This window comes from Arachnia propionica, assembly GCF_900637725.1.
Classification (GTDB): Bacteria; Actinomycetota; Actinomycetes; order Propionibacteriales; family Propionibacteriaceae; genus Arachnia; species Arachnia propionica.
The window spans coordinates 1,714,741-1,737,656 of sequence record NZ_LR134406.1 but is presented as its reverse complement, the minus strand read 5'-3'; the positions used below and the strand labels follow the sequence as shown (position 1 = coordinate 1,737,656).

The window sequence follows — 22,916 nt, the reverse complement described above, 5'->3', positions numbered from 1 at the left end:
GAAACCGTCGATGAACTCGACAAAACAGATGGAGGGAATCAGATGACCACTCGGAACAAGCCCGGTGGGCGATTGTTGTCGCTGGCCGCGGCCCTGGCCGTCGGCCTGCTGGGGCTCACGGCCCCGGCGCACGCCGACTCGGCCAACATCAATCCGAACCAGAAGGCGAATTTGACGCTGCACAAGTGCGTCCAACCCAGCACCCCGGGGGCGCCGGCGAACGGCAAGGAACAGACGGGAATCGGATGCACCCCGATCGATGGGGTCACGTTCACGCTCTACAAGGTGGACGACATCGACCTGACCACCCCGGGCGGCTGGGAAGCGGTCAAGGGCCTGACGGCCCCGGAAACGGGAACCATCGTCGGCGGCCACACCTCCACCGAGATCTCGGCCATCACCACGACCGGCGGGGGCATCGCGAACTGGCAGGGCCTTGATCTCGGTCTCTACCTGGTGATCGAAACCGACACCGGTTCCCCCGACACCAAGGTTGTGCTCGGCAGCAAACCGTTCCTGGTCACCCTGCCCTACTACACCGACGACAACCAGTGGAACTACGACGTCCACGTGTATCCGAAGAACTCAGTGGCGGGCATCGAGAAAACCGTCGACGACTCGATCGTTCAGGCGAAGTACAACGGTGATGACGTGAAGTGGACCATCACTACCGACATCCCGCGCAGTGGACAGGGTACCGAGATCACGAGCTACGTCATCACCGACACCCTGCCGGCGGGCCTCACCCTCGACAACAGCCGGGTCACGCTCGGCGTCAAGGACGGCATCAACTTCGTGAACAACGACGACTACTCGTGCACGGGCAACCTGACCTGCACCTTCACCCCGAACGGTATCGCGAAGCTGAAGGCCAACGGCGGACAGAAGGTGGTCCTGACCCTGATCACCGACGTCACCGACGTGTCGCAGGCCGCCAACGGGGTTTTCACCAACAAGGCCAAGGTGACCATCAACGGGATCGACTCGGTCGAGGAGAGCGCCACCACCACTTGGGGACAGCTCACCGTCTACAAGTACGACGGAAGCAACGAGGGTTTCCTGAGCGGTGCCAAGTTCAAGCTCTGCACCAGCGAGGCCTGCCCGGACCAGGACGTCGCCCTCGCGGAACTGACCACCGGGCCCGATGGCAAGATCCTCTTCCCCGTGGTGCGGCCGGGCACCTACTACCTGGTCGAGACGGAGGCCCCCGCGGGCTACGTCAAGACCGAGACCCAGCAGGTCACCGTCGAGGCCGGTGTGACCGAGACCCCGGCGCAGCCCATCTCCGCCGGCAAGAACTACAAACCGGTCGCGAACACCAAACAGGCCGTTCCCCAGCTGCCCCTGACCGGTGGCATCGGTCAGGTCGCCCTGGCCGCCGGTGGCATCGGGCTGCTGGTGATCGGCGGCGCGGTGATGGTCATCGGCCGCGCGGCCGCCCGTCGCAAGCAGGCCTGAGAGGGACACCGGTAAACCATGACATCGCATTCCCGTCGGCGCCCACGACGCTGGAGGCCGAGCCTGACGACATGGCTGGCCGCGTCGTGTGCGCTGACGGGGATCGTGCTTCTCAGCTACACCCCGGCCGCTTCGTGGCTCTCCCAGTACCAGCAGTCGCGGCTGATCGACACCTACAACGATTCGCTGCGCAGGGAGGGACAGACAACCGGGAACGAAACCGGGCGGGCGGAGGCCGGGGAGGCCCTGGCGGATGCCCGGGCCTACAACGAAAAACTCAGGTCCGGGGCGATCCTGGCCCCGAACACCAACGTTCCCCGGAGCGCCGGGGAGACCGCCGGAAATGAATACCACGAACTGCTCAAGGGCCCGGCGGAGGTCATGGCCCGGATCCGGATCCCGGGCATCGACGTCGATCTTCCCGTCTACCACGGCACCTCCGACCTGACGCTGCTCCGCGGCGCCGGGCACCTGCAGGGCACGTCCCTCCCGGTGGGTGGTGAGTCCACTCATTCTGTCATCACCGCCCATCGCGGCCTCGCCGAGGCCACCATGTTCACCAATCTGGACAGGATGCGCGCCGGCGACACCTTCACCATCGAGGTGATGGGAGAGGTGCTGGTCTACGAGGTGCGTCAGACGCAGGTGGTGGCGCCCGAGGAGCAGGAGGCCCTGTACCCGCAGGAGGGCCGCGACCTGTTGACCCTGGTCACCTGCACCCCGCTCGGGGTCAACACCCACCGGATCCTCGTCACCGGGGAACGGGTGATTCCGACCCCCCAGGAGGAGGTGGACAAGGCGCTGCGGGATTCCGACCTGCCGCGTTTTCCGTGGTGGCTCTTCCTCTCCGGTGGCGGTGTCGTCACCGTGATCGGTTATCTCTGGCTGGCCGGACGCCGCGATGCCCGGCTCCACCAGGCCGCGATCGCGGCGGGGACGGAAAAGATGGAGGAACCCGCCGGCTCGGAGACCACCGACACGCCCGGGGACGAGCACCCAGCAGCGGGGCACGAGGAAACGATCGTCGACAATCGGGAAAATCCCACGCAGGACGAGGATTCCACGGGCGGCCGGGATGACGGGGAACCGGCCGGGCAAGCGGATAACCTCGAGGGGTGAACCACTGGAACACCCGGGCAGCCCTGGACCGGCTCGAGGAAACGCGCGGCCACGAACGGGCATTGACGCAACTGGCCCACGACCCGCTGTCCAGATGCCTCAGGCTCGGTCCCGGGCTGGAGATCCCCGCGGCGGACGGCGAGCTGGTCTCCGAGATCTTCGACGGCGACCGGAGACCGGACGACCTGCTGCTGGGCCGGATGGATGGCCACATCTGGTGGGCGCGCAGCGACGGTGAGGGAGGGACGGACCTGCGGACCCTCGACCTCCCCCCGGGCCAGACACAGCTCGCCATGATGGCGACGGCCCTCTACGAATGGCACCGCAGCAATCCCGTCTGTCCCCGGTGTGGGGAGCGGACCACACCCGACCGGGCCGGAACCGCGCGCCGCTGTCCGAAATGTGGCCGGGAACTCTTCCCGCGTACCGACCCCGCGGTCATCCTTGCCGTGACCGACCCCGCCGACCGCCTGCTGCTCACGCACGCCCGGGGCTGGCCGGGCAACCGCGTCTCCGTGCAGGCCGGGTTCATCGAGGCGGGGGAATCAGCGGAACAGGCCTGCCACAGGGAGATACGAGAAGAAACCGGCCTGGCCATCCGGAGTCTCGGGTTCTTCGGAACCCAACCCTGGCCGTTCCCACGATCCCTGATGCTGGGTTTCGAGGCGAGAACCGACGGCACGGAACCGAACCTCGACGGCGAGGAACTCTCCTGGGGTTCCTTCCACACGAGAAAGGAGCTGCGGCGGGCCGTGGCGGAAGGAGAACTCACCCTTCCCGGACCCGTCTCGCTGGCGCGCCAGTTGATCGAGGCCTGGCTGGCGCGAGGCGGGTAGGATGACCCGCCGTGACCAAACTTCGCGACCTGCTGAACTCCCGTGTCCTCGTGGCCGACGGGGCCATGGGCACCATGCTGCAGGCCCAGGGCGATCTCGACCTCGAACGCGATTTCCAGGGCCTCGAGGGATGCAACGAGGTCCTGAACCTCACCCGGCCCGATGTGGTCTCGACGGTTCACCGCGCCTACCTGGAGGCAGGTTCCGACTGCGTGGAGACCAACACCTTCGGCACCAACCTGGCCGCGCTCGCCGAGTACGGCATCGTGGATCGCCTGGTGGAGCTGGCCGAGGCCGGGGCCCGCATCGCCAGGGAAACCGCCGACGGATTCACCGACAAGCCGCGTTTCGTCCTCGGCTCGGTGGGTCCCGGGACGAAACTTCCCAGCTTGGGGCACATCGCCTTCGCCGACATCCGTGACGCCTACCAGGCCCAGGTGGAGGCCATGATCGCGGGCGGCATCGACGCCGTGCAGATCGAGACCTGCCAGGACCTCCTGCAGGCCAAGGCTGCGGTGATCGCCACGAAACGCGCCCGGGCCAGGCTCGGGGTGGATCTGCCGATCCTGGTCAACGTCACCGTCGAAACCACCGGCACCATGCTGCTCGGCTCCGAGATCGGGGCGGCCCGCTCCACCCTGGAGGCCCTCGGCGTCGACGTGATCGGATTGAACTGCGCCACCGGGCCGGCCGAGATGAGCGAACACCTCAGGTACCTGTCCCGCAACGCGTCCTGCGGCATCGGCGCCATGCCCAACGCGGGCCTGCCCGAACTGACCCCGGAAGGCGCGGTCTACCCGCTCGGCCCCGATGCGCTGGCGGACGCCCTGGCGACCTTCCTGGACGACTACGGGTTGTGCGTGATCGGCGGGTGCTGCGGAACCACCCCGGCCCACATCCGGCTGCTCGCGGAACGCTTCGGGGGCCGTGAGGTGCGTCCCCGCGAGGTCACGACGGAGCGAACCTGCTCGTCGCTGTACGTGGAAGTGCCGTTCCACCAGGACCTCAGCTACCTCAACATCGGGGAACGCACCAACGCGAACGGCTCCAAGGCCTTTCGGGAGGCGATGCTGGCCGGCAATATCGACGACTGCGTGGAGATCGCCAAGGGGCAGGCGCGCGACGGCGCACACGTGCTGGACCTGTGCGTCGACTACGTCGGCCGCGACGGCATCAGTGACATGGAGGAGCTGGCCGGGAGACTGTCCACGGCCGTGACCCTGCCGATCGTGCTGGATTCCACCGAACCGCAGGTCCTCCAGGCCGGTCTGGAGAAACTCGCCGGACGCTGCGTGATCAATTCGGTCAACTACGAGGACGGCGACGGCCCCACATCCCGTTTCGCCCGCGTCATGCCGTTGGTGGCGGAGCATGGCGCCGCAGTGGTCGCCCTGACCATCGACGAGGAGGGGCAGGCACGCACCGCCGACTGGAAGCTGCGGGTCGCCTCGCGCCTGATCGACGAGCTGACCGGAACCTGGGGCATGGACATCGGCGACATCCTCGTCGACTGCCTGACCTTCCCGATCGCCACCGGGCAGGAGGAAACCCGCCGCGACGGCATCGAGACCATCGAGGCGATCCGCGAGCTGAAACGCCGCTACCCGGGGGTGCGAACCACCCTCGGGGTCTCGAATGTCTCCTTCGGGCTCAACCCCGCGGCCCGGATGGTGCTGAACTCGGTGTTCTTGCACGAATGCGTCGCCGCCGGACTGGACTCGGCCATTGTGCACTCGGCGAAGATCATCCCGATGGAACGCATCCCCGAGGAGCAGCGGGAGGTGGCCCTCGACCTGGTCTGGGACCGCCGCCGCGACGGTTACGACCCGCTGACCCGCTTCCTGGAACTGTTCGAAGGGGTCACCGCCGCCTCCGTGCGGGCTTCCCGGGCCGCCGAACTGGCCGCCCTGCCCCTGGCGGAGCGGCTGCGGCGCCGCATCATCGACGGGGAGGCCAAGGGGCTCGAGGCCGACCTGGACGAGGCCCTGACCGGGAAGGCCGCCCTCGAGATCATCAACGAGGACCTGCTGGCCGGCATGAAGGTGGTCGGTGAACTCTTCGGCTCCGGGCAGATGCAGCTTCCCTTCGTGCTCCAGTCCGCCGAGGTAATGAAAACCGCCGTTTCCCACCTCGAACCGCACATCGACAAGGTGGAGGGCAGCAGCGGGAAGGGCACCCTGGTGCTCGCCACGGTGCGGGGGGATGTCCACGACATCGGCAAGAATCTCGTCGACATCATCGTCAGCAACAACGGCTACACCGTCATAAACATCGGTATCAAACAACCGATCCAGGCCATCATCGACGCTGCCGAGACCAGCGGGGCGGACGCCATCGGCATGTCGGGTCTGCTGGTGAAGTCCACGCTCGTGATGAAGGACAACCTCGCCGAACTGAACCGCCTCGGCCTGGCGGAGAAGTACCCGGTGCTGCTGGGCGGGGCCGCACTGACCCGAGCCTTCGTGGAACACGACCTCAACGACATGTTCGACGGGGAGGTTCGCTACGCGAAGGACGCCTTCGAGGGGCTCGCCCTGATGGACGCCGTCATGGCGGTGAAACAGGGAGTGCCGGGCGCGAAACTCCCGGAACCCAAGAAACGCCGCTACAAGAAGACCGAGGTGGTTGAGCAGCGGGAGATCGACACCCGCCGCTCCGACGACGTGGAGCGCCGCATCGATGTGCCGACCCCGCCGTTCTGGGGCACCCGAGTGGTCAAGGGACTGCCCGTCGCGGACGTGGCCCAGTGGCTGGATCACCGCGCCACTTTCCTGGGCAGGTGGGGGCTCAAACCCGTCAAGGATGGCCCGGACTACGAGGAACTCGTCGCGACGGAGGGTATGCCGCGTCTGCGGATGTGGCTGGACCGCATCACCACTGAGCAGCTGGCGAACTTCTCCGTGGTGTACGGCTATTTCCCCGTCCACAGCGAGGCAAACACCCTCATCGTCGGGGATCCGGACGATCCGTCCCGGGAGTTGACGCGCTTTGATTTTCCCAGGCAGCGCCGCGATTCCCGGCTCTGCCTGGCAGATTTCTTCCGCGACGCGGACGAAACCCGGGAGCTCGGCCCCGACGTGCTGGAGATGCAGCTCGTGACCATGGGCGCCGAGGTCGCCAGGGGCACCCAGCGGCTGTTCGAGTCCAACCGCTACCGCGAATACCTGGAACTGCACGGCCTCTCCGTGCAGCTGACCGAGGCCCTGGCCGAGTTCTGGCACCACCGGGTGCGCATGGAGCTGGGTTTCGTCTCCGAGGAATCCACGGTGGACGCGGCCATCCGCGACCAGGCCTACCGCGGGTCGCGGTACTCGTTCGGCTATCCGGCGTGCCCGAACATGGAGGACCGGAGGAAGCTCGTGACCCTGCTGAAACCTGAACGCATCGGGGTGGAGCTCTCCGAGGAGTTGCAGCTGCATCCCGAACAGTCCACCGACGCGATGGTGGTGCACCATCCGCAGGCCAAGTACTTCAACGCCAATTGAGGGATCATGGAACAGCGACGACTGCGTGCGGTGCTGTGGGACTTCGACGGCACCCTGGTCAATTCGGAACCGATGTGGATCGAACACGAGAAGGACATGCTCGCCCGACACGGCGCATCGTGGCCCGAGGAGCAGTTCAAGGCCCAGATCGGGGAGCCCGCGACCGTCACAGCGCAGCGGATCTCCGAGTCCTGCGCGGGCGCAATCACCGTCGCCCAGGCCTACGAGGAACTGCACGCACGGATCTGCGCCCGCTTCGAGGCGGGTGAGATCCCGTTCCTGCCCGGCGCCCGCGAACTGCTGACCGACATCCGCGCCCACGGGGTGCCTTGTGCCATGTACACCTCCAGCAACAAACGGATCATGTCGGTGATCGCGAGGGTGGTGCCCGAGTTCGAGTTCATCGTCGACGGGGATGACGTGAAAAATCCCAAACCGGATCCGGAGGGATACCTCCAGGCCATGCGGCGTCTGGGGGTGGGACCGGAGGAGGTGGTCATCATCGAGGACTCGGTGCCGGGAACCGATGCGGCATCCGCCACGGGGGCGGTGGTCCTGGCCGTGCCGTTGCTGGGTCGTCCCGGGGCGGCGCCGCGAAGGGTGTTGCGCGAGGGCGGCCTGACGGGTCTGGATTTCGCGGGCCTGGAGAAGATCTGGAGGAACCAGTGGTGAATCTGTCGGGGGTCCGGACCGGACCGCTCGTGGTGGGGGAGCGGGTGACGCTGACCGACCCCAAGGGACGCAGGAAATCAGTGGTTCTGAAAGAGGGTGCCGTCTGGCACACCACCAAGGGGGCGGTCAGGCACGACGACCTGATCGGCGGCCCCGAGGGCGTGACGGTGCGCTCCGCGGGCGGCACCGAATACCTGGCGCTGCGGCCCCTGCTGAACGAATACATGGTGGCGATGCCCCGGGAAGCAGCGGTCGTCTACCCGAAGGATGCCGCCCAGATCGTGATGTGGACCGACATTTTTCCCGGGGCCAGGGTCCTGGAGGCGGGGGTCGGTTCAGGAGCCCTGTCGCTGGCGTTGCTGCGGGCCATCGGTCCCGGCGGGAAACTGCACTCCTACGAACGCAGGCAGCAGTTCGCCGACGTCGCCCGCAGGAACGTGGAGAACTTCATCGGCGGGGAACACCCCGCGTGGAAACTGACCGTGGGTGACCTGGTGGAGGTGATGGCGGACGAACCCATCGATCGTGCCATCCTGGACATGCTGGCCCCCTGGGAGTGCGTGGACGCGGTGGGGGAGCGGCTCATCCCGGGTGGGGTGATCTGCTGCTACGTCGCGACGACCACGCAGCTCGGCCGGGTGATGGACACCTTCCGTGCCCACGGTGGTTTCACCGAACCGACCGCGACCGAGACGACGGTGCGCGACTGGCACGCCGAGGGCCTGGCGATCCGCCCCGGCCACGGCACCTCCGCCCACACCGGTTTCCTGGTGCTCTCCCGTCGCCTCGCTCCCGGGGTCAGCGCACCGATCCGCAAACGACGCCCCGCACCTGGGGCCTACGGGCCCGATTACCAGGGGCCGCGCCCGCTGAACATGCCGGAGTCGGACCGATGAGGGTAAGGATCGTCGGGACCGGCCTGGTCGGTTCCTCACTCGGGATGGCCCTGACGAGGGCCGGGGCCGATGTCCTGCTGGAGGACCTGAACTCCTCGCACGCCAGGGTCGCCGCCGGGCTGGGGGCGGGACGGGTGGCCACGGACGACGAACCGGTCGACGCAATCGTGGTGGCCTCACCCCCGGCGGCGATCGCAGGGGTCGTGACGCGGATGCTGGAACGCCACCCGGAGGCCGTGATCACCGACGTCGGATCGGTGAAATCCTCCATCATCCGGGCGGTGACCGCCGCCAGCGACCGTCCCGAACGGTACGTTCCCGGCCATCCGATGGCCGGTTCCCAGCTCACCGGGCCCCTGACCGCCTCCGCCGACCTGTTCACGGATCGCACCTGGGTGATCACCCCGCAGGCCGGCAACAGCCCCGAGGACGTTGACCTGGTCCACCGGCTGGCCCGTCTCTGTGGGGCGCGCGTGGTGGAACTCGACGCGGACCTCCACGACGAGGCCGTCGCCCAGGTCAGTCACGTGCCACACCTGATGAGCATCCTCACCGCCTCGCATCTGCGCGGGGTGCCGGGGGAGAACCTGATCCTGGCGGGGCAGGGCATCCGGGACGTGACGCGCATCGCCGGTTCCGATCCGGGACTGTGGCGGCAGATCATCACGACCAACTCCGCGGCCATCCGGAGGGAACTGAACGAGGTGGCCGCTGATCTCGAGTACCTGATCGGGGTGCTCGACCAGGCCGAACCCCTCGAGGCCTTCCTGGCCCTCGGGCAGCACGGCGCCATGGCGTTGCGCGGCAAACACGGGCAGGCGCCGAAGGAACTCGCGGCGGTCACCGTCGAGATCCCCGACGAGCCGCGCGCACTGACCAGGTTGTTCGGTGATGTCGGTGACTTCGGGTTCAACGTGGAGGATTTCGAACTGACCCACGACGCAGTCCGAGAGGTGGGCTACCTGTCCATCTCCGTGGAACGCCCCCAGGCGGAACGGTTCCGGGAAGACCTGGAATCGCGCGGCTGGCGGGCCTGGCTGGACCGGGAGGGAATCTGATGGATGAACTGGTGATCGCATTGGACGGGCCGAGCGGGGTCGGGAAATCCTCGACCGCGAAACTGGTTGCGCAAAAGCTCCGGCTCGCCTACCTCGACACGGGAGCCATGTACCGGGCCGTGGCCTGCGAGTTCGCCCGGCGGGGTCTGGAACGCACCGACGAAACCGGGATCGGGGAACTGGCCAGAACAGCAGACCTGAGGATGACCACGAACCCGGATGCGCCCCGCGTGTGCATCAATGGCCGCGACGTCACCGAGGAGATCCGGAAACCGGAGATCTCCGCGATCGTCTCGGCGGTGGCCGTCGTCCCGGAGGTACGCCGGGTGCTGACCGAACGCATGCGCCGGATCATCGCGGAACACGACCGCCGCATGGTCGTGGAGGGACGCGACATCACCACGGTGGTGGCCCCCGACGCCGAGGTGCGGGTGCTGCTCACCGCCGACGCGGCGGCGCGCATCGGGAGGCGGGCCGCGGAGCTGGGGGAACGGGCCGATCAGGTCACGGTGACGGATTCGATTCTCAGGCGGGACCACGACGATTCCACGGTCTCCAATTTCACCGAGGCGGCCTGCGGGGTGAGTGTCATAGATTCCACGCACCTGGGCCTCGACGAGGTCGTGGCGGAGATCCTGAAGTTGGTGCCCGATGCGTGAGCCCCTCGACGTTCTCGTGTTCTACGTGCCCGTCCCGGACACCGACCACGTGCTGGACGCTCTTTTCGCGGTCGGGGCCGGGCACATCGGAAACTACGACTCCTGCGCTTTCGTGGCCTCAGGGATGGGCCGGTTCCGGCCCCTGGAGGGGGCAAATCCCGCTATCGGGAAGGTGGGTGACCTGGAGATGGTGGCGGAGAACCGGGTGGAGGTCACCTTCCCAAGAAGCCTGCGCGCCACCGTCGTCGCCGCCCTGCGGCGGGCGCACCCCTACGAGGAACCGGCGTTTCACGTCGTGGAGAACGCGGCTCAGGACTGTTGAATCCGGGGCAGCACCAGTTCCGCCGCGTACAGCACATCGTTCTCGGGTAGGTATCCGATGGCGCTCTCGTCAAACAGCCGGTCGTGAATCGCGGCGGCCTGCTCCGGGGTCTCTGGTGAGCGGGCGTCGTCGGCTTCTTCCGGGATGCGGTTGACGCCGTCGATGAGCAATCGCAAGGCCATGTCGGTGTCGCCACGTTCCAGGCACTCGGCGACGTCATCGCGGATCGATCGCGCACTGACCCACCAGGGTTGGAGTTCGGGTGCGGTCGCGGTCATGAGTCCACACCACCATCCAGGTCGTGCAGTTCACCGTCCCGCGACAACTCCACCACCCGGTCCAGGCGGAGGCGCCCCAGCAGATCGGTGTCGTGACTCACGACCACCAGCGCCCCCGCATAGGTGGTGAGGCCATCCACCAGGGCATCGACGCTCTCGAGGTCCAGGTTGTTGGTGGGTTCGTCCAGCACCAGCAACTCCACCGGGGGATCGGCGAGCAGCACCCGGGCCAGCGCCACCCGGAACCGTTCGCCCCCGGACAGGGCGCCGACGAGACGTTCCGTCACATCTCCGCGCAGCAGGAACCGGGCCAGCCGGGCGCGGATCTCGTGGGGTGGGGCCGACGGACAGCCCCGTTTGATGCATTCGATCACCGGGAGGTCATCGTCCAGCTCGAGGCGTTGGTCCAGGAAACCGATCCGGCCGGAGGTCGCGTCCCGCACCATTTGGCCGAGCAGGGTTGATTTTCCCACGCCGTTGTCACCGACCAGCCCCAGACGCATCCCGCCGGTGACGTGGATGCTCTGGTTGGAGCCGACGAGTTCCGCTAGCCCCCTGCCCCGTGTCGATCTCAGCTCCGGGAGATCGACGCTGATCCGTTGCTCGCGGCGAACGGATTTCTCCGCGGTTCGAAGCGCGTCCCGGGCCTCGTCGACCTTCCGGGCCGCCAGCTTGTTCGCCCGACTCCGGCGCCCCTCGGCACTCGACTTGGACTCGGGATCGGACAGCCGCGGACCCTGCCGGATGGTGGTGAACCGTTGCCGGTCCTTACGGTCCTGGCGGGAGGTGGCCACCTGCACCCGCATCCGTTCCCGCTGCTCGATCCGCAGCTTCTGCTCGGCGGTTCTGACGGCCCGCTCGGTGGCCTCCTGCTGGGTTCGCAGCTGATCCCGGTAGGCATCGAAATTGCCGCCGTGAACGGTAGCGGTGCCGTCATGGATCTCCACGATCATCTCCATCAGGCGGAGCAGGGAGACGTCGTGGCTGACCACCACCAGCCCGCCGCGCCATCCCCGGATCCAGTCGTACAGCCTTGCCCGGGCGGTGGCGTCCAAATTGTTCGTCGGCTCATCGAGAAGCAGGACATGTGCCCCGTCCAATTCCAGTCCGGCCAGGGCGACCAATACGAGTTCCCCTCCCGAGAGGGTTTCAGCCCTGCGGGTAAGCAGATCCTCACCACGCAAGCTGGGGACACGGGCCGCCAGCAGAGCCAGCGAACGGGCCTCGACGTCCCAGTCGTTCCCCACGATCTCAAAGTCGGATTCCGCGATGCTCCCGGCCTCGATGGCGCGCAGGGCGCGGAGCCTGGCGTCGACCCCGAGGAGCTGGGCGACGGTGTTTTCGCCGCATTGCAGGAGATCCTGCGGTAGTCGGGCGGTCCTGCCGGGAAGCGTGACGGTGCCCGAGGTCGGTTGCAGATCCCCCGCGAGCAACCGCAGCAGGGTCGATTTGCCGGAGCCGTTGCGTCCGACGACACCGACCCGGGTCGCTGGGATGGTCAGGTCAAGGTCGCGCAGCAGGGGCGCGGGGGAGTGGTCGAAGGCGTAGGAAACGCCGGAGAAAACGATGGACGAAGGCATGGAGGCTCCCGGGAACGGCTGGATGCGCCGGACCGGAGCGCGGAACTGGCTCTACGGTGCAGCGCGGGGTCAGCGGTGCTGCGAGCCTGTCATTTCCGGGCCTTTCGTCGGGAACAGGACGCCGCCAGTGTAGCGGAACACTGGAAGTTGGGGGTGGGCGGCTACGATGATGCGTCGGTCCGCGATAGGAGGCGAAGCATGAGCGAGGAATCCACGATCAAGCCCGTGGTGGCGGTGGTGGGTCGTCCGAACGTCGGCAAGTCCACGCTGGTCAACCGCATCCTGGGCCGCAGGGAGGCCGTGGTGCAGGATGTTCCGGGCGTCACCCGTGACCGTGTCTCGTACGACGCGAACTGGAATGGTCGCGAGTTCGTGCTGGTGGACACCGGCGGCTGGGTCTCGGACGCCAGGGGCATGGCGCAGCAGATAGCGGAGCAGGCGGAACTCGCGATCTCGATGGCCGATGCGGTGCTGTTCGTCGTCGACGCCACCGTGGGCACCCTCGACGAGGACGAGGCCGTGGTCAAGGTGCTCAGGCGTTCCAGGAAACCCGTGGTGCTGGCCGCGAACAAGGTGGATGACCAGCGCCACGAGGCCATGGCCGCCACCATGTGGAATCTGGGGCTGGGGGAGCCGTATCCCGTCTCCGCCATGCACGGCCGGGGCTCCGGTGATCTCCTGGACGCGGTGCTCGCGGTCCTGCCGGAGGCTCCCCGGGAGAGTTTCGACGAGGTCGGCGGGCCGCGCCGGGTCGCGATCGTCGGGAAACCGAACGTGGGCAAGTCCTCGCTGCTGAACAAGCTGGCCCAGCAGCAGCGGGCGGTGGTCTCCGATGTCTCCGGAACCACCGTCGATCCCGTAGACGAGATCGTCGAGGTCGGTGGGACGGTGTACCGGCTCATTGACACCGCGGGTATCCGCAAGCGTGTCAGGGAAGCCTCGGGGCACGAGTTCTACGCCAGCCTGCGCACCCAGACCGCAATCGAACGCGCTGAGGTCTGCGTGGTGGTGATCGACGCCTCGACCCCGGTCACCGACCAGGACCTGAGGATCCTCACGAACGTCGAAGAAACGGGACGGGCCCTGGTGATCGCCTTCAACAAGTGGGATCTCACCGACGAGGAACGCCGCCGCTACCTGGAGCGCGAGATGGAACGCGATCTGGTGGCTTTCCGGTGGGCGCCCACGGTCAACATCTCGGCGCTGACCGGACGCAACGTCGACAAGCTGAGCAAGGCCGTCGAGGCTGCGGCAAAGGGCTGGGAAACGCGTGTTTCCACCGGCAGGTTGAACTCCTTCCTGGGGCGCCTGGCCGCATCTCACCCGCACCCGGTGCGCGGCGGCAAACAGCCGCGCATCCTTTTCGGCACGCAGGCGCACAACTGCCCGCCCACCTTTGCGTTGTTCACCAGCGGCCAGTTCGACGCCACCTATGTGCGTTTCATCGAGCGCCGGCTCCGCGAGGAATTCGGTTTCGTCGGTTCACCCATCCACATGGAGATCCGGACCAGGGAAAAACACAGGAACCGGCGGTGAACCACCCGACCGGCGTCCCGAGGTCGTGCTGAGACCACCGGGCCGGACGAAACTGAAACCCCCTCGCCCCTCGCAGGCCGGTCGTGATTCCGTCGCCCGGATTCCGAGGGACGCGTCCCGCGGTTCACGCCCCGGTGGCTATGGGGCGTGTCGGATCGGTGATCCAATCGCTCCACGACCCCGGGTAGAGGGCCGGGAGCGGCAGCCCTGCGACCACCGCCGCCAGGGCAACGTGCGCCGCCTGGATGCCGGAGCCGCAGTAGACCCCGACCCTGCCCTCACCGGCACCGACTGCCTCGAACCTCTCCCGCAACTCGTCGGCCGGCAGCAGGAATCCGAGCTCGTCGGCGAGTTCGAACGCGGGCAGCGAGCGGGCCCCGGGAATGTGCCCCGCCACGGGATCGACGGTTTCACCAACGCCCCGGAAGCGGTCCCCGGGGCGGGCGTCCAGGAGCACCCCGGCCGAAGCCATCCCAGCCGCCCCATCGGCATCCAGCACCGCGGAGGAAGGATTGCTTCCCAGCCGGAAATCACCCGGCACCGGAGAAATGTCCCCCTGCTCCACCGGAAGACCGGCGGACAGCCAGGCCCCGAGACCACCGTCGAGGACGAACGCGTCACCGTGCCCGTGGTGCTGCAGAAGCCACCACGCCCGGGCAGCGGCAATGGACCACCAGTTGTCGTAGACCACGACGGGCCGGTCGTTGCTGACTCCCGCGGCCCGCATCGCCGCCTCGAAGGCCTCGGGGTGGGGGAGCGGATGCCGTCCGCCAGGACCAACGCTCGGGGAGGCCAGTGCCGTGTCCATGTCCACCAGAACCGCCCCGGGGATGTGTCCCTCAAGGTGTTGCTCCCGGCCACCCGAACTTCCCGGCCCTCCGAACCGGACGTCGAGGAGGGTGACGTCTCGTTGCTGGCGCAGGGTGGCCAGCTGGGAAACAGTGATCAGTGGGTTCTGCATGGCCCCACTGTTTCACAGCCCCCGGCTCCGCTTCACGGGAGCTGGGCCCAATCGGGTCAGCCCTGCCCGAGAAGATCCGCCATGCTCATGGCAGACCGCCCGGTCAGGGCCCGGACGCTGTCGGAGACCACGTCCAGCTCCCCGGAGGCGATCGCGGTGTAGGTGGACACCCAGGCGTCGACCTGCCAGGCCGGGGCACCGTAGTGGGCGCGCGAGGCGTAGGCCTCCTCCACGGTTTCCTCCCGGTAGGTGACCTCCCGTCCCTGGGCCTCACCGATGATCCGGGCCATGTCCGTGAGCGAGAGGGCCTCCGGACCCGTCATGTCGTAGGTGCGCTCCGCGTGGGGCGACGGGTCGCGCAGGACCGCCACGGCCGACCGCGCCACGTCCTGCCTGGCGACCGCGCCCACGCGGCCGTTGCCTGCCGGGCCGCGCATCACACCGTGCTCGTCCACCATCCCGGGGAAGAAATCCAGGTAGAACGAGTCGCGCAGGAAGGTCCACGCCATTCCCGATTCGCGAATGTGCTGCTCGGTGTACCAGTGGTCGCGGGCCAGGGTGAAGGTGGCATCCGGGGCGGCCGCCAGGAAGGACGTGTAGACGATGTGCCCGACCCCCGCGGCGGCAGCGGCTTCCACGAAGACCTGATGTTGATGCACCCGGTCCGGGTTCTCCCCGGCGGAAACCATGAAGAGCACGTCAACCCCGGTCAGTGCCTTGCGGGAAGCCTCCGCGTCGCCGTATTCCATCACGGCCACGTCCCCCTCGAGCCGGGGTACCCGGCCGGCGTCGCGCACCAGCAGCCTCAGCTGCGGTACCAGATCCTGCAGGCCCGTCGCGACAGTCCCGCCGAGCTTCCCCGTGACCCCTGTGATGGCGATCGTCGATTTTTGTCCGGTCATTGCGGTCTCCTCTCCGACCCCATCATGCCGTGCGGTGTTTCCCACGGAAGGCCACGACACCGTTGCGGAGGGGCAGAGCGGCGGACCAAAGAGGCCGCACTCAGTGAATTACGCTATATTTGGGTACCATAAATACCGGCGGTGACGTCGCGTGGGCGTTGCCGCAAGCGATAGAGCAACCAGCCCCGAGGAAGAGGTCTTCATGGTCAAGCGCCAGTTCCCGAAGCCCAGTGAGATATTCGACCTGCTGCACTTCAAGATGCCAACCCTGAACGCCAAGAAGCGGCGTCTCCAGGACTCCCTGACGATCTGGGACCTGAGGAAGATAGCCAAACGCCGCACCCCGAGGGCCGCCTTCGACTACACCGACGGCGCGGCGGAGGGGGAGATCTCCCTCGCCCGGGCCCGTCACGCCTTCGAGGACATCGAACTGCATCCAGACATCCTCCACCCGGCGGAGGACGTCGACACCTCCTGCGAGATCCTCGGCGGACCGTCGTCCATGCCGTTCGGAATCGCACCCACCGGATTCACCCGCCTGATGCAGACCGAGGGCGAGATCGCGGGGGCGGGAGCCGCCGGGGCCGCCGGCATCCCGTTCACGCTGTCCACCCTCGGCACCGCCTCCATCGAGGAGGTCAAGGCCACCAACCCGCTGGGCCGGAACTGGTTCCAGCTCTACGTGATGCGCAAGCGGGAAATCTCCTACGGCCTGGTGGAACGGGCCAAACACGCGGGATTCGACACCCTGATGTTCACCGTCGACACTCCCGTCGCGGGCGCCCGCCTCCGCGACAAGCGCAATGGTTTCTCGATCCCGCCGCAGATCTCCCTGGGAACCGTGCTCGACGCCCTGCCCCGTCCTTGGTGGTGGTTCGACTTCCTGACCACCCCGAAGCTGGAGTTCGCCTCCCTCAGTTCCACTGGCGGAACGGTGGGGGAGCTGCTCGACTCCGCCATGGATCCCACCATCAGCCACCAGGACCTCGACGTCATCCGTGGCATGTGGGACGGGAAGATCATCATCAAGGGTGTGCAGACCGTCACCGACGCCAAGAAACTCGTCGACGCGGGCGTCGACGGCATCCTGTTGTCCAACCACGGTGGCCGCCAGCTCGACCGTGCCCCAGTGCCCTTCCACCTGCTGCCGCACGTGGTCCGGGAAATCGGCAAGGATGCCACCGTGATGGTGGATACCGGCATCATGAACGGAGCCGATATCGCGGCCTGCATTGCGCTGGGCGCTGATTTCACCCTCATCGGGCGCGCCTACCTGTACGGTCTCATGGCTGGAGGACGCGCGGGCGTCGACCGCGCCATCGCAATCCTGCACGAGGAACTGGTCCGCACCATGAAACTGCTGGGCGTCTCCAGCATCGCCGAACTCGAACCCCGGCACATCACCCAGCTCACGCGCTACGTGCCGGTTCCCAAGCTGGCCCAGCACGTGGCGGAGGCCCTCGTCTGAGCCCTGTTTCGACGGGAAACCGAATCATCTCGCTCGGCGGGCCGGGACTCCAGTCCCGGCCCGCCGAGTTCTTGAGCGTGGCCAAGGAACCGGAAACAAGCGAACCCACGCAACGGGTTCACCGTGTCGTGGGTTTGAGCGCGAGTTCGCCATCGACCCAAAGAAAAAAACCTGAACCTCCAAAACGGAGGTTCAGGCCATACCAATCTCCTGAGACATCACAGCACCAGTGTGGCGATCATTTGCACCGCCGCGGGGACTGAGAGTCGGCAACGCCTGGCCGATCCCCGACACCAGCGTGGTGACGACCTGGACCGAAGCCGACAACAGCGATGGCAGCGCCATGATGATGGCTTGCACCAGCGAGGTGATCAGGGTGGTCGCGGTGTGGTCCAGTTGAGGCAGAACAGCGATGATCCCGTCCAGCAGTGCGGTGAGGATCTTCATGCCGGTGTCAATGACGGTCGGCAGTTGGGCGCTGATGAAGTCAGGGCCTCTTGCAGGATCGTGCCTAAGGTCTCGATCATGGCCGGTGCGCCGCCGGTTTGGAAGGCGGTGGTCAGTTCGTCGACCCAACCGTTGACCATCGGCATGACGGTGCCTGCCAGCATCGTCGACAGCCCGCCAGCGACCACGCCCGTGAGGTTGGCGACCCCATCCTGCACTGTGGACAGCCGTCCGGAGAACGTTTTGGATTGGGCATCCATCGCCCCGTAGAAACGGCCGCCCTCCCCGGTGGCGGAGGCGAACGCGTCGGCCACCATGTCGGCGCTGATCGCGCCCTTGGCCATCTCGTCTTTGAGGTGGGAGATGGACTTGCCGGTCTTGCGGCTGATCTCCTCCAATGGGTTGAACCCGGCGTTGATCATCTGCAGTAGGTCTTGACCGGACAGTTTCCCGGCCGAGGAGACCTGCGCGAACGCCAACGTGAGCGATTCCATCTTTTGGGCGTCGCCTTGGGAGATGTCGCCGAGTTTTCCCAGACGCAGTTTGGCCTCATCGGCGCTCATCCCGAACGCCATCAACGTTTGGGTGTTCTTGGCCAGATCACCAACCCCGAAGGGGGTCTTCGCAGCCTGGGTCTTCAGGTCGTTGACCAGCTGTTGGGCCTTGGCCTGGTCGCCGAGCATGGTGGTGAAGCTGGTGGTGTACCGCTCCATCTGCGCGTTGTAGGACACGCCGTCCTTCATCGCTGTGGTGAAACCGCCCGCGATCGAATTGATGGCCGAACCGATGCCCCGGATTCCGGCCATGATCGCCCCGGAGGTCAGGTTGGCCTTGAGCATGTCCCCGAAGATGTGGGTCTTGCCGTAGGTGTCGTCGAGGTCATCGCCGAGATCATCGACAACGCCACCGAGCTTGTCGGCGTCCTTGGCGGCATCGTCTACCTGCGCACCGGAAGAATCAGCGCTGGCCCCCATCTTGGTGATGGCCGTATTGTTGTCCTTCAGTTCGCCTTCCAGCCCGCTGAGGGTGGCTTCGGCGTTGTTGAGCTGGATCTGCCAGTTCTTGGTGCGCGCATCCGATTCCCCGAACGACGAGGCGGCATTCGGCAGGACCTGCCGTAGCGTGTCGATCTTCTGCTTTTGGGCATCGATCTGCTTGTTCAACACCTCGCTGCGGGAGGCGTAGGCGGCGATCGAGGTGTCGGACTTGTCGAACTGGTAGGCCACCAGCGTCATCTCCGACCCCAAGACCTTGATCTCCCGGTTGATGTCGGTCAGCGCCTTCTTGGATTCCCGCTCACCTTCGAGCCCCAGCTTCAAACCAAACGACGAGTCAGCCACAGCGAGGTCACCTTTTTCGGGGACACTGGAACGGTGAGAAACAACAAGCCCGCCACTGAGTCGCCGGGCGACCTCGACGTGATGCGGTTCGCCGATCTGCTGAACCGGTTGCCCGCCCATCTGCCGATCTCAGATGCGATGGAGCAGGCCGACTCACAAAAGACGGGCCGCTGGTGGACCTCCCAGCGCGAGCACATGGTGGGCTGGTTCCGGGCGCAGACCACCACCGGTGCGGGAGCGTTCACCCGGGCCGAACCGAACCGGTCAGCGAAAATCACCTACAACCGGCTCCAATGCCCTGAAGGGCTGGTGTGGATCGCCGAGGCCCTCGGCGCGAATCCGGAGATGGTCAGCGAGGTTGCCCAGGCGGCGTTGCAGGTGCCACGTCGTAGCCGCAGCGGTTTCGTGCGCAAGAACCTGCCGTGGGAGTTGATCGCCGAACTGGCTACAAGCCGGTTGGGATCACATCGTCGATGAACCAGACCCGGGCTGGTTCTGCCCGGCCGGTTTCGATCCGCCAGAAGTCGACCAAGTCCAGCAGCTGGCCGAACACCATCAGGTCCACCTGCTCAGGATTCAAATACAGGTGGGCCAGTCCGATGTAGGTCAGGTGGCAGAACGTGGCCGCGGTCGAATCGGTATCGGCTACTCGCCCGCCGGATGATCTTTTGGGTCTCTGACTACGACGATGTCGCGGCGGGTTCCCGGGCCATGGCCTTCGAGATCGCGGTGCGGTAGTCGGCCAAATCCGCAGGCACGGTCAACAGTTCCAGCTGCTCCTCGGTCAACTCCTGGTGGGGATCACTGGGGTGTGTTAGGTTGTGAATCGCGACGGACTGGTTGGCCAGCAGACAGATCAGCCACACGATCTCACCGAGAGTGTGGGCGAGGTCGTCGCTGGTTTCGAGGGCTCCCCCGAGGTGTTCCAGTCCGCCGTAGCGGGCGCCGATCTCGCGGGTGGCGCGGGTCGGCGGCACCAGCTCATAGTCGGTGCCGCCGATCGTGACGATCGCGGAATGATCCGGTTCAACAGTGCGCTTGCTCATCGAGGGGGTCCTTACTGCTGGGGTGTGGTGGTCGCGGTGGCGGGCTCGTAGACCTGCTCGTACCATGCGGTGATCACCTCGGCCTTGACGCCGGTGCCGCCCTCGGTGACTTCGGCCTTCCAGGGTGCTTTCCTGCCGTGTCTGGCTTGTTGCGGCGCGAGATGGTGCCCTCGATCTCGGGGGTAGCGAACTCGATCTTGTCGGCCTTGGTCGACAGCGACATCTTCGGGACCGTGAACTTGACCCGGTACAGCCAGAAGTACTGGTACTTACCGCTGGAGCGGGCGGCACGGAACCCGATCGCGACCGGGGCGCCGCCATCCTCGGAGGCAGACACCAGCACCCTGTTGCTGTAGACCCGGGTACCGATCAACGCCGCGGCCGCCGTCGGCCCCAGATCATCGACGCCCAGCCCATGGTGAGGGTGCCAGAGGCAAACTCCTTGACCACCTCTGAGGCGCCGTCATCGGCATACTAAGGTGGCTTCGACAACCTCCACCTCGAGCTCGGCAGAGATCGCCTTCGCCAGCTGTACCAGCTTGCCGTAGGTTTCGGCTCCGGTGGCCGGGTCCTCAGTGATCGTGGTGCAGCAGAGCTTGTCTAAGCCGATGGTGGCCATGGTGGTGTCCTTTCGATAAGCAAACGGGGAGGGAATCCGGGGACGTGTGCCCTCGGCTATGGGCGGTGTGGGGCAATAGGCTGAGACCAGGCGTTTTCGAGGAGGCTGACAATGCAGGCAGATCTGACCCCGACGATCGACGAGTTCCGCCCCGTGGTGCCACGGGTCTTGGCCGACGGGCAGACCCTCCGGGTTCGGGACGTGTGCGAACTCGTCACCGATCACATGGGCCTGACCGCAGAGGTCCGGGCCGAGATGATCGCCTCGGGGCAGTTGAGGTATGTGAACCGGATCAACTGGGCCGACTCCGCACTGACCCACGCGGGGGTGTTGGACCGCCCGGCGCGCAGCAACTACCGCATCACCGACGACGGCCGAACCGTGGATGCGCGGTCGCTGACCAGCTACTCCGAACAGGACATGCTGGAGTGGCCGATATGGCGCGACTACCAAGCAGAACTTGCCGCCCGCAAGTCAGACAGTGTTCCGGTGCCGGTGGTGACCGAGTCCGGCCAGGTCGACCCCATTGAGGTGATGGGCGATGCGGAACGGGACTTCAACGCGCAGGTCGAGACCGAACTGTTGGCGAACCTTAAGAGTTCATCGCCGGAGTTCTTCGAGAAGGCCGTAATCGACGTGCTGTGGGCCATGGGATACGGTGGTGACTACGGCGAGAAGCAGCACGTCGGCCGCACCGGAGACGGCGGCGTGGATGGCATCATCCGCCAAGACGCTCTCGGGTTGAGCAACATCTACTTCCAGGCCAAGCGGTACACCAGCGGCTCGGTTGGCAGCGGTGACATTCGTGACTTCATGGGAGCTATGGATACCCGCGGCGCATCCCAAGGCGTGTTCATCACTGCCCCCACGTTTGTCCCGGCCGCGGTCGAGACCGCTCGGAACTACCGCCCCGGCAAGATCGTGCTGATCGACGGGCTCGAGTTGACCTCGCTGATGCTGCGCTATGGCGTCGCGGTCCACGAGACCCGCGAGTTGGCCTTATTCGAGATCGACGAGGACTACTTCGACACGGAGTTGGCTTAGGCAAGGAACGCAGATGACGAACACTCCGAGCATGGACCGGGACTCGATCCTCAATGGTGCTGAGGGCTACCTGATGGAAGAGCTCCAGCGCCGGGGTATCTCGGCCGATCCTGTGCTGACCGACTCCGGCAAGGCTTTGAGGATCGCGGGGCAGGGCATGTTATCGATGGAGAACGTCGCCGACGATCTCATGGTGGGTTCGGTGGCCGAGTGGGAGCCACGCCTTCAGCGTTGGCTCGAGGTGGTGGTGTCCACGGTCGAGTCCGAAACAGGGCCTGCTCCCATTCGAGAAGAGATCATGACCATGATTCGCACCCGACTGGTCCCCTTTGCCGAGATCCAAGGCTATGGCTACGCGCGGCGCTTCAGCGACGACTTGTCGCTGATATTGTGCCTTGATTTCCCCACCCACGTGGCGAAACTCACCGATGATGCACTCGCTGAACTGGGTATAGCAACGGAAGACCTCTTTGCCCAAGGGCAGAAGAACACCAACTCTGAGCCCATTGATGAGATGTTCAACGAGGAAGATGTTCGCTTCATTACGGGCGACTCGATGTTCATTGCTTCCAAAGCAGCCGACATGTCCACTCTCGTGCAGCAGCTTGGTGTCAACGCGCAAGATGGTCTCTTGTTCGCTGTCCCGGACCGAGCGACGTTCATGTATCGAGTTCCCACCCCAGGATCCGGAGTAGCTGACCTGATTGGGATTTCACAGTTGCTGCGTTCGCTGTCCCCAGAGGCTGGATACGAGAACCCCGGATGCGTACTGAGCCGCAACATCTACTACTGGGCGCCCGATGGGACCATCGAGCCGCAGATGGGGAACTTCCGCGAAACGATGGACGAGGCCACTCGCGCGGGGGCTCAGGTTGACTGGCCCGAGGACGGAACAGTCACGTTGCGGCCAGGACCGATCTTCTCCGCGAAGTTCATGCAGGCAGGCCGGTAGCCGCCCACCCAGCGATGTCGATGGCGTAGTGGTGGAATTTGGTGTCGGCCTCGTAGCCGATGTACTGCCTGCCGGTGATGGCGAGACCGGTGTCCAGCAGAGCCGTGGTGAGACGGTCGCGCAGGGGTAGATAGTTGCCGCGGGTGAACAGTGCGATGCGGGCTTCTTCGGTCTGGACGCCGGGGACGTTGTCGGCGAACGCCTCGAGCGTGTCGACCAGTGGTGTGATCACCAGGTA

The 22,916-nt window shown here is 66.2% G+C and carries 22 protein-coding genes and 1 pseudogene; 13 read left to right on the top strand and 10 right to left on the bottom strand.

The window, feature by feature from the left end; all coding sequences use genetic code 11:
• Positions 1–42: 42 nt before the first annotated feature.
• The 8 genes and pseudogenes from EL272_RS07715 (at position 43) to EL272_RS07675 (ending at position 10,505) form a co-directional block, all read left to right on the top strand.
• Positions 43–1,458, top strand: coding sequence for a SpaH/EbpB family LPXTG-anchored major pilin (locus EL272_RS07715; protein WP_014846632.1), 1,416 nt, complete (start codon positions 43–45; stop codon positions 1,456–1,458).
• 18 nt (positions 1,459–1,476) lie between these two features.
• Entirely contained in the window at positions 1,477–2,577 is a 1,101-nt protein-coding gene (locus EL272_RS07710) for a class C sortase (protein WP_014846631.1), read from the top strand.
• Complete coding sequence (gene nudC, locus EL272_RS07705; protein ID WP_014846630.1) at positions 2,574–3,413, top strand: NAD(+) diphosphatase; 840 nt, start codon at positions 2,574–2,576, stop codon at positions 3,411–3,413. The genes EL272_RS07710 and nudC overlap by 4 nt, the downstream gene beginning before the upstream one ends.
• A 65-nt stretch (positions 3,414–3,478) precedes the next feature.
• A complete protein-coding gene (metH, locus tag EL272_RS07700; RefSeq protein ID WP_244926147.1) occupies positions 3,479–6,898 on the top strand; it encodes a methionine synthase in 3,420 nt (1,139 codons plus the stop codon).
• Between the two features lie 6 nt (positions 6,899–6,904).
• A pseudogene (locus EL272_RS16045) lies at positions 6,905–8,466 on the top strand (HAD-IA family hydrolase).
• Positions 8,463–9,524 carry a prephenate dehydrogenase gene (locus EL272_RS07685; protein ID WP_061786962.1) on the top strand — a complete coding sequence of 354 codons (1,062 nt, stop codon included), beginning with the start codon at positions 8,463–8,465 and terminating at the stop codon, positions 9,522–9,524. Before EL272_RS16045 ends, EL272_RS07685 begins: the two are co-directional and overlap by 4 nt.
• Positions 9,524–10,183, top strand: coding sequence for a (d)CMP kinase (cmk, locus tag EL272_RS07680; RefSeq protein ID WP_061786963.1), 660 nt, complete (start codon positions 9,524–9,526; stop codon positions 10,181–10,183). The genes EL272_RS07685 and cmk overlap by 1 nt, the downstream gene beginning before the upstream one ends.
• Positions 10,176–10,505: a YqfO family protein gene (locus tag EL272_RS07675; protein WP_041696435.1), complete on the top strand. Its 330-nt coding sequence runs from the start codon at positions 10,176–10,178 to the stop codon at positions 10,503–10,505. The genes cmk and EL272_RS07675 overlap by 8 nt, the downstream gene beginning before the upstream one ends.
• Here the strand turns inward: EL272_RS07675 and EL272_RS07670 are convergent.
• Positions 10,493–10,783: a hypothetical protein gene (locus EL272_RS07670; RefSeq protein ID WP_061786964.1), complete on the bottom strand. Its 291-nt coding sequence runs from the start codon at positions 10,781–10,783 to the stop codon at positions 10,493–10,495. The genes EL272_RS07675 and EL272_RS07670 overlap by 13 nt on opposite strands.
• Positions 10,780–12,363, bottom strand: coding sequence for an ABC-F family ATP-binding cassette domain-containing protein (locus tag EL272_RS07665; protein WP_061786965.1), 1,584 nt, complete (start codon positions 12,361–12,363; stop codon positions 10,780–10,782). The genes EL272_RS07670 and EL272_RS07665 overlap by 4 nt, the downstream gene beginning before the upstream one ends.
• A 153-nt stretch (positions 12,364–12,516) precedes the next feature.
• Between EL272_RS07665 and der the strand changes: the two genes are divergently transcribed.
• Positions 12,517–13,899, top strand: coding sequence for a ribosome biogenesis GTPase Der (gene der, locus EL272_RS07660; RefSeq protein ID WP_255265813.1), 1,383 nt, complete (start codon positions 12,517–12,519; stop codon positions 13,897–13,899).
• Positions 13,900–14,023: 124 nt separating this feature from the next.
• Here der and EL272_RS07655 read toward each other — a convergent pair whose 3' ends face one another.
• Together EL272_RS07655 and EL272_RS07650 are read right to left on the bottom strand one after the other, a co-directional pair.
• Entirely contained in the window at positions 14,024–14,860 is an 837-nt protein-coding gene (locus EL272_RS07655; RefSeq protein ID WP_061786966.1) for a sulfurtransferase, read from the bottom strand.
• 56 nt (positions 14,861–14,916) lie between these two features.
• Positions 14,917–15,762, bottom strand: a complete 846-nt coding sequence (locus EL272_RS07650; protein WP_014846622.1) for an SDR family oxidoreductase — start codon at positions 15,760–15,762, stop codon at positions 14,917–14,919.
• A gap of 202 nt (positions 15,763–15,964) precedes the next feature.
• Between EL272_RS07650 and EL272_RS07645 the strand changes: the two genes are divergently transcribed.
• Positions 15,965–17,230: an alpha-hydroxy acid oxidase gene (locus tag EL272_RS07645; protein ID WP_014846621.1), complete on the top strand. Its 1,266-nt coding sequence runs from the start codon at positions 15,965–15,967 to the stop codon at positions 17,228–17,230.
• 192 nt (positions 17,231–17,422) lie between these two features.
• Here the strand turns inward: EL272_RS07645 and EL272_RS15710 are convergent, their stop codons facing one another.
• Together EL272_RS15710 and EL272_RS07640 are read right to left on the bottom strand one after the other, a co-directional pair.
• Entirely contained in the window at positions 17,423–17,677 is a 255-nt protein-coding gene (locus EL272_RS15710; RefSeq protein WP_244926055.1) for a hypothetical protein, read from the bottom strand.
• Positions 17,674–19,017 carry a tape measure protein gene (locus EL272_RS07640; RefSeq protein ID WP_244926054.1) on the bottom strand — a complete coding sequence of 448 codons (1,344 nt, stop codon included), beginning with the start codon at positions 19,015–19,017 and terminating at the stop codon, positions 17,674–17,676. The genes EL272_RS15710 and EL272_RS07640 overlap by 4 nt, the downstream gene beginning before the upstream one ends.
• Positions 19,018–19,050: 33 nt before the next feature.
• Here EL272_RS07640 and EL272_RS07635 point away from each other — a divergent pair, with 33 nt between their 5' ends.
• Entirely contained in the window at positions 19,051–19,494 is a 444-nt protein-coding gene (locus EL272_RS07635) for a hypothetical protein (RefSeq protein WP_061786967.1), read from the top strand.
• A 203-nt stretch (positions 19,495–19,697) separates the two neighbouring features.
• On the opposite strand, the gene EL272_RS07630 is transcribed toward EL272_RS07635, so the two are convergent.
• The 3 genes from EL272_RS07630 to EL272_RS16035 form a co-directional block, all read right to left on the bottom strand.
• On the bottom strand, positions 19,698–20,063 hold the full coding sequence (locus tag EL272_RS07630; RefSeq protein ID WP_244926053.1) for a hypothetical protein: 366 nt from the start codon (positions 20,061–20,063) through the stop codon (positions 19,698–19,700).
• Positions 20,064–20,136: 73 nt separating this feature from the next.
• Positions 20,137–20,400, bottom strand: coding sequence for a major tail protein (locus tag EL272_RS16040; protein ID WP_425321006.1), 264 nt, complete (start codon positions 20,398–20,400; stop codon positions 20,137–20,139).
• A gap of 126 nt (positions 20,401–20,526) precedes the next feature.
• Positions 20,527–20,682: a hypothetical protein gene (locus EL272_RS16035; RefSeq protein WP_425321005.1), complete on the bottom strand. Its 156-nt coding sequence runs from the start codon at positions 20,680–20,682 to the stop codon at positions 20,527–20,529.
• Between the two features lie 111 nt (positions 20,683–20,793).
• Here EL272_RS16035 and EL272_RS07620 point away from each other — a divergent pair, with 111 nt between their 5' ends.
• Positions 20,794–21,726 (top strand): restriction endonuclease, encoded by a 933-nt coding sequence (locus tag EL272_RS07620; protein WP_061786968.1) that lies wholly within the window; start codon positions 20,794–20,796, stop codon positions 21,724–21,726.
• A gap of 13 nt (positions 21,727–21,739) precedes the next feature.
• Positions 21,740–22,678 (top strand): hypothetical protein, encoded by a 939-nt coding sequence (locus EL272_RS07615; protein ID WP_061786969.1) that lies wholly within the window; start codon positions 21,740–21,742, stop codon positions 22,676–22,678.
• Here EL272_RS07615 and EL272_RS07610 read toward each other — a convergent pair.
• Positions 22,659–22,910, bottom strand: coding sequence for a hypothetical protein (locus EL272_RS07610; RefSeq protein WP_244926052.1), 252 nt, complete (start codon positions 22,908–22,910; stop codon positions 22,659–22,661). The two genes, EL272_RS07615 and EL272_RS07610, sit on opposite strands and share 20 nt — an antisense overlap.
• Positions 22,911–22,916: the final 6 nt, after the last annotated feature.

What these genes read in the sequence shown, in the direction of transcription:
- EL272_RS07675 (WP_041696435.1), top strand. Translation starts at nt 10,176, where the DNA reads ATGCGTGAGCCCCTCGACGTTCTCGTGTTCTACGTGCCCGTCCCGGAC.
- EL272_RS07710 (WP_014846631.1), top strand. Translation starts at nt 1,477, where the DNA reads ATGACATCGCATTCCCGTCGGCGCCCACGACGCTGGAGGCCGAGCCTG.
- EL272_RS07650 (WP_014846622.1), bottom strand. Translation starts at nt 15,762, where the DNA reads ATGACCGGACAAAAATCGACGATCGCCATCACAGGGGTCACGGGGAAG.
- EL272_RS16035 (WP_425321005.1), bottom strand. Translation starts at nt 20,682, where the DNA reads ATGGCCACCATCGGCTTAGACAAGCTCTGCTGCACCACGATCACTGAG.
- EL272_RS07615 (WP_061786969.1), top strand. Translation starts at nt 21,740, where the DNA reads ATGACGAACACTCCGAGCATGGACCGGGACTCGATCCTCAATGGTGCT.
- EL272_RS07670 (WP_061786964.1), bottom strand. Translation starts at nt 10,783, where the DNA reads ATGACCGCGACCGCACCCGAACTCCAACCCTGGTGGGTCAGTGCGCGA.
- EL272_RS07685 (WP_061786962.1), top strand. Translation starts at nt 8,463, where the DNA reads ATGAGGGTAAGGATCGTCGGGACCGGCCTGGTCGGTTCCTCACTCGGG.
- EL272_RS07645 (WP_014846621.1), top strand. Translation starts at nt 15,965, where the DNA reads ATGGTCAAGCGCCAGTTCCCGAAGCCCAGTGAGATATTCGACCTGCTG.
- cmk (WP_061786963.1), top strand. Translation starts at nt 9,524, where the DNA reads ATGGATGAACTGGTGATCGCATTGGACGGGCCGAGCGGGGTCGGGAAA.
- EL272_RS07655 (WP_061786966.1), bottom strand. Translation starts at nt 14,860, where the DNA reads ATGCAGAACCCACTGATCACTGTTTCCCAGCTGGCCACCCTGCGCCAG.
- EL272_RS07620 (WP_061786968.1), top strand. Translation starts at nt 20,794, where the DNA reads ATGCAGGCAGATCTGACCCCGACGATCGACGAGTTCCGCCCCGTGGTG.
- metH (WP_244926147.1), top strand. Translation starts at nt 3,479, where the DNA reads ATGGGCACCATGCTGCAGGCCCAGGGCGATCTCGACCTCGAACGCGAT.
- EL272_RS07630 (WP_244926053.1), bottom strand. Translation starts at nt 20,063, where the DNA reads ATGAGCAAGCGCACTGTTGAACCGGATCATTCCGCGATCGTCACGATC.
- EL272_RS15710 (WP_244926055.1), bottom strand. Translation starts at nt 17,677, where the DNA reads ATGAAGATCCTCACCGCACTGCTGGACGGGATCATCGCTGTTCTGCCT.
- EL272_RS07665 (WP_061786965.1), bottom strand. Translation starts at nt 12,363, where the DNA reads ATGCCTTCGTCCATCGTTTTCTCCGGCGTTTCCTACGCCTTCGACCAC.
- EL272_RS07715 (WP_014846632.1), top strand. Translation starts at nt 43, where the DNA reads ATGACCACTCGGAACAAGCCCGGTGGGCGATTGTTGTCGCTGGCCGCG.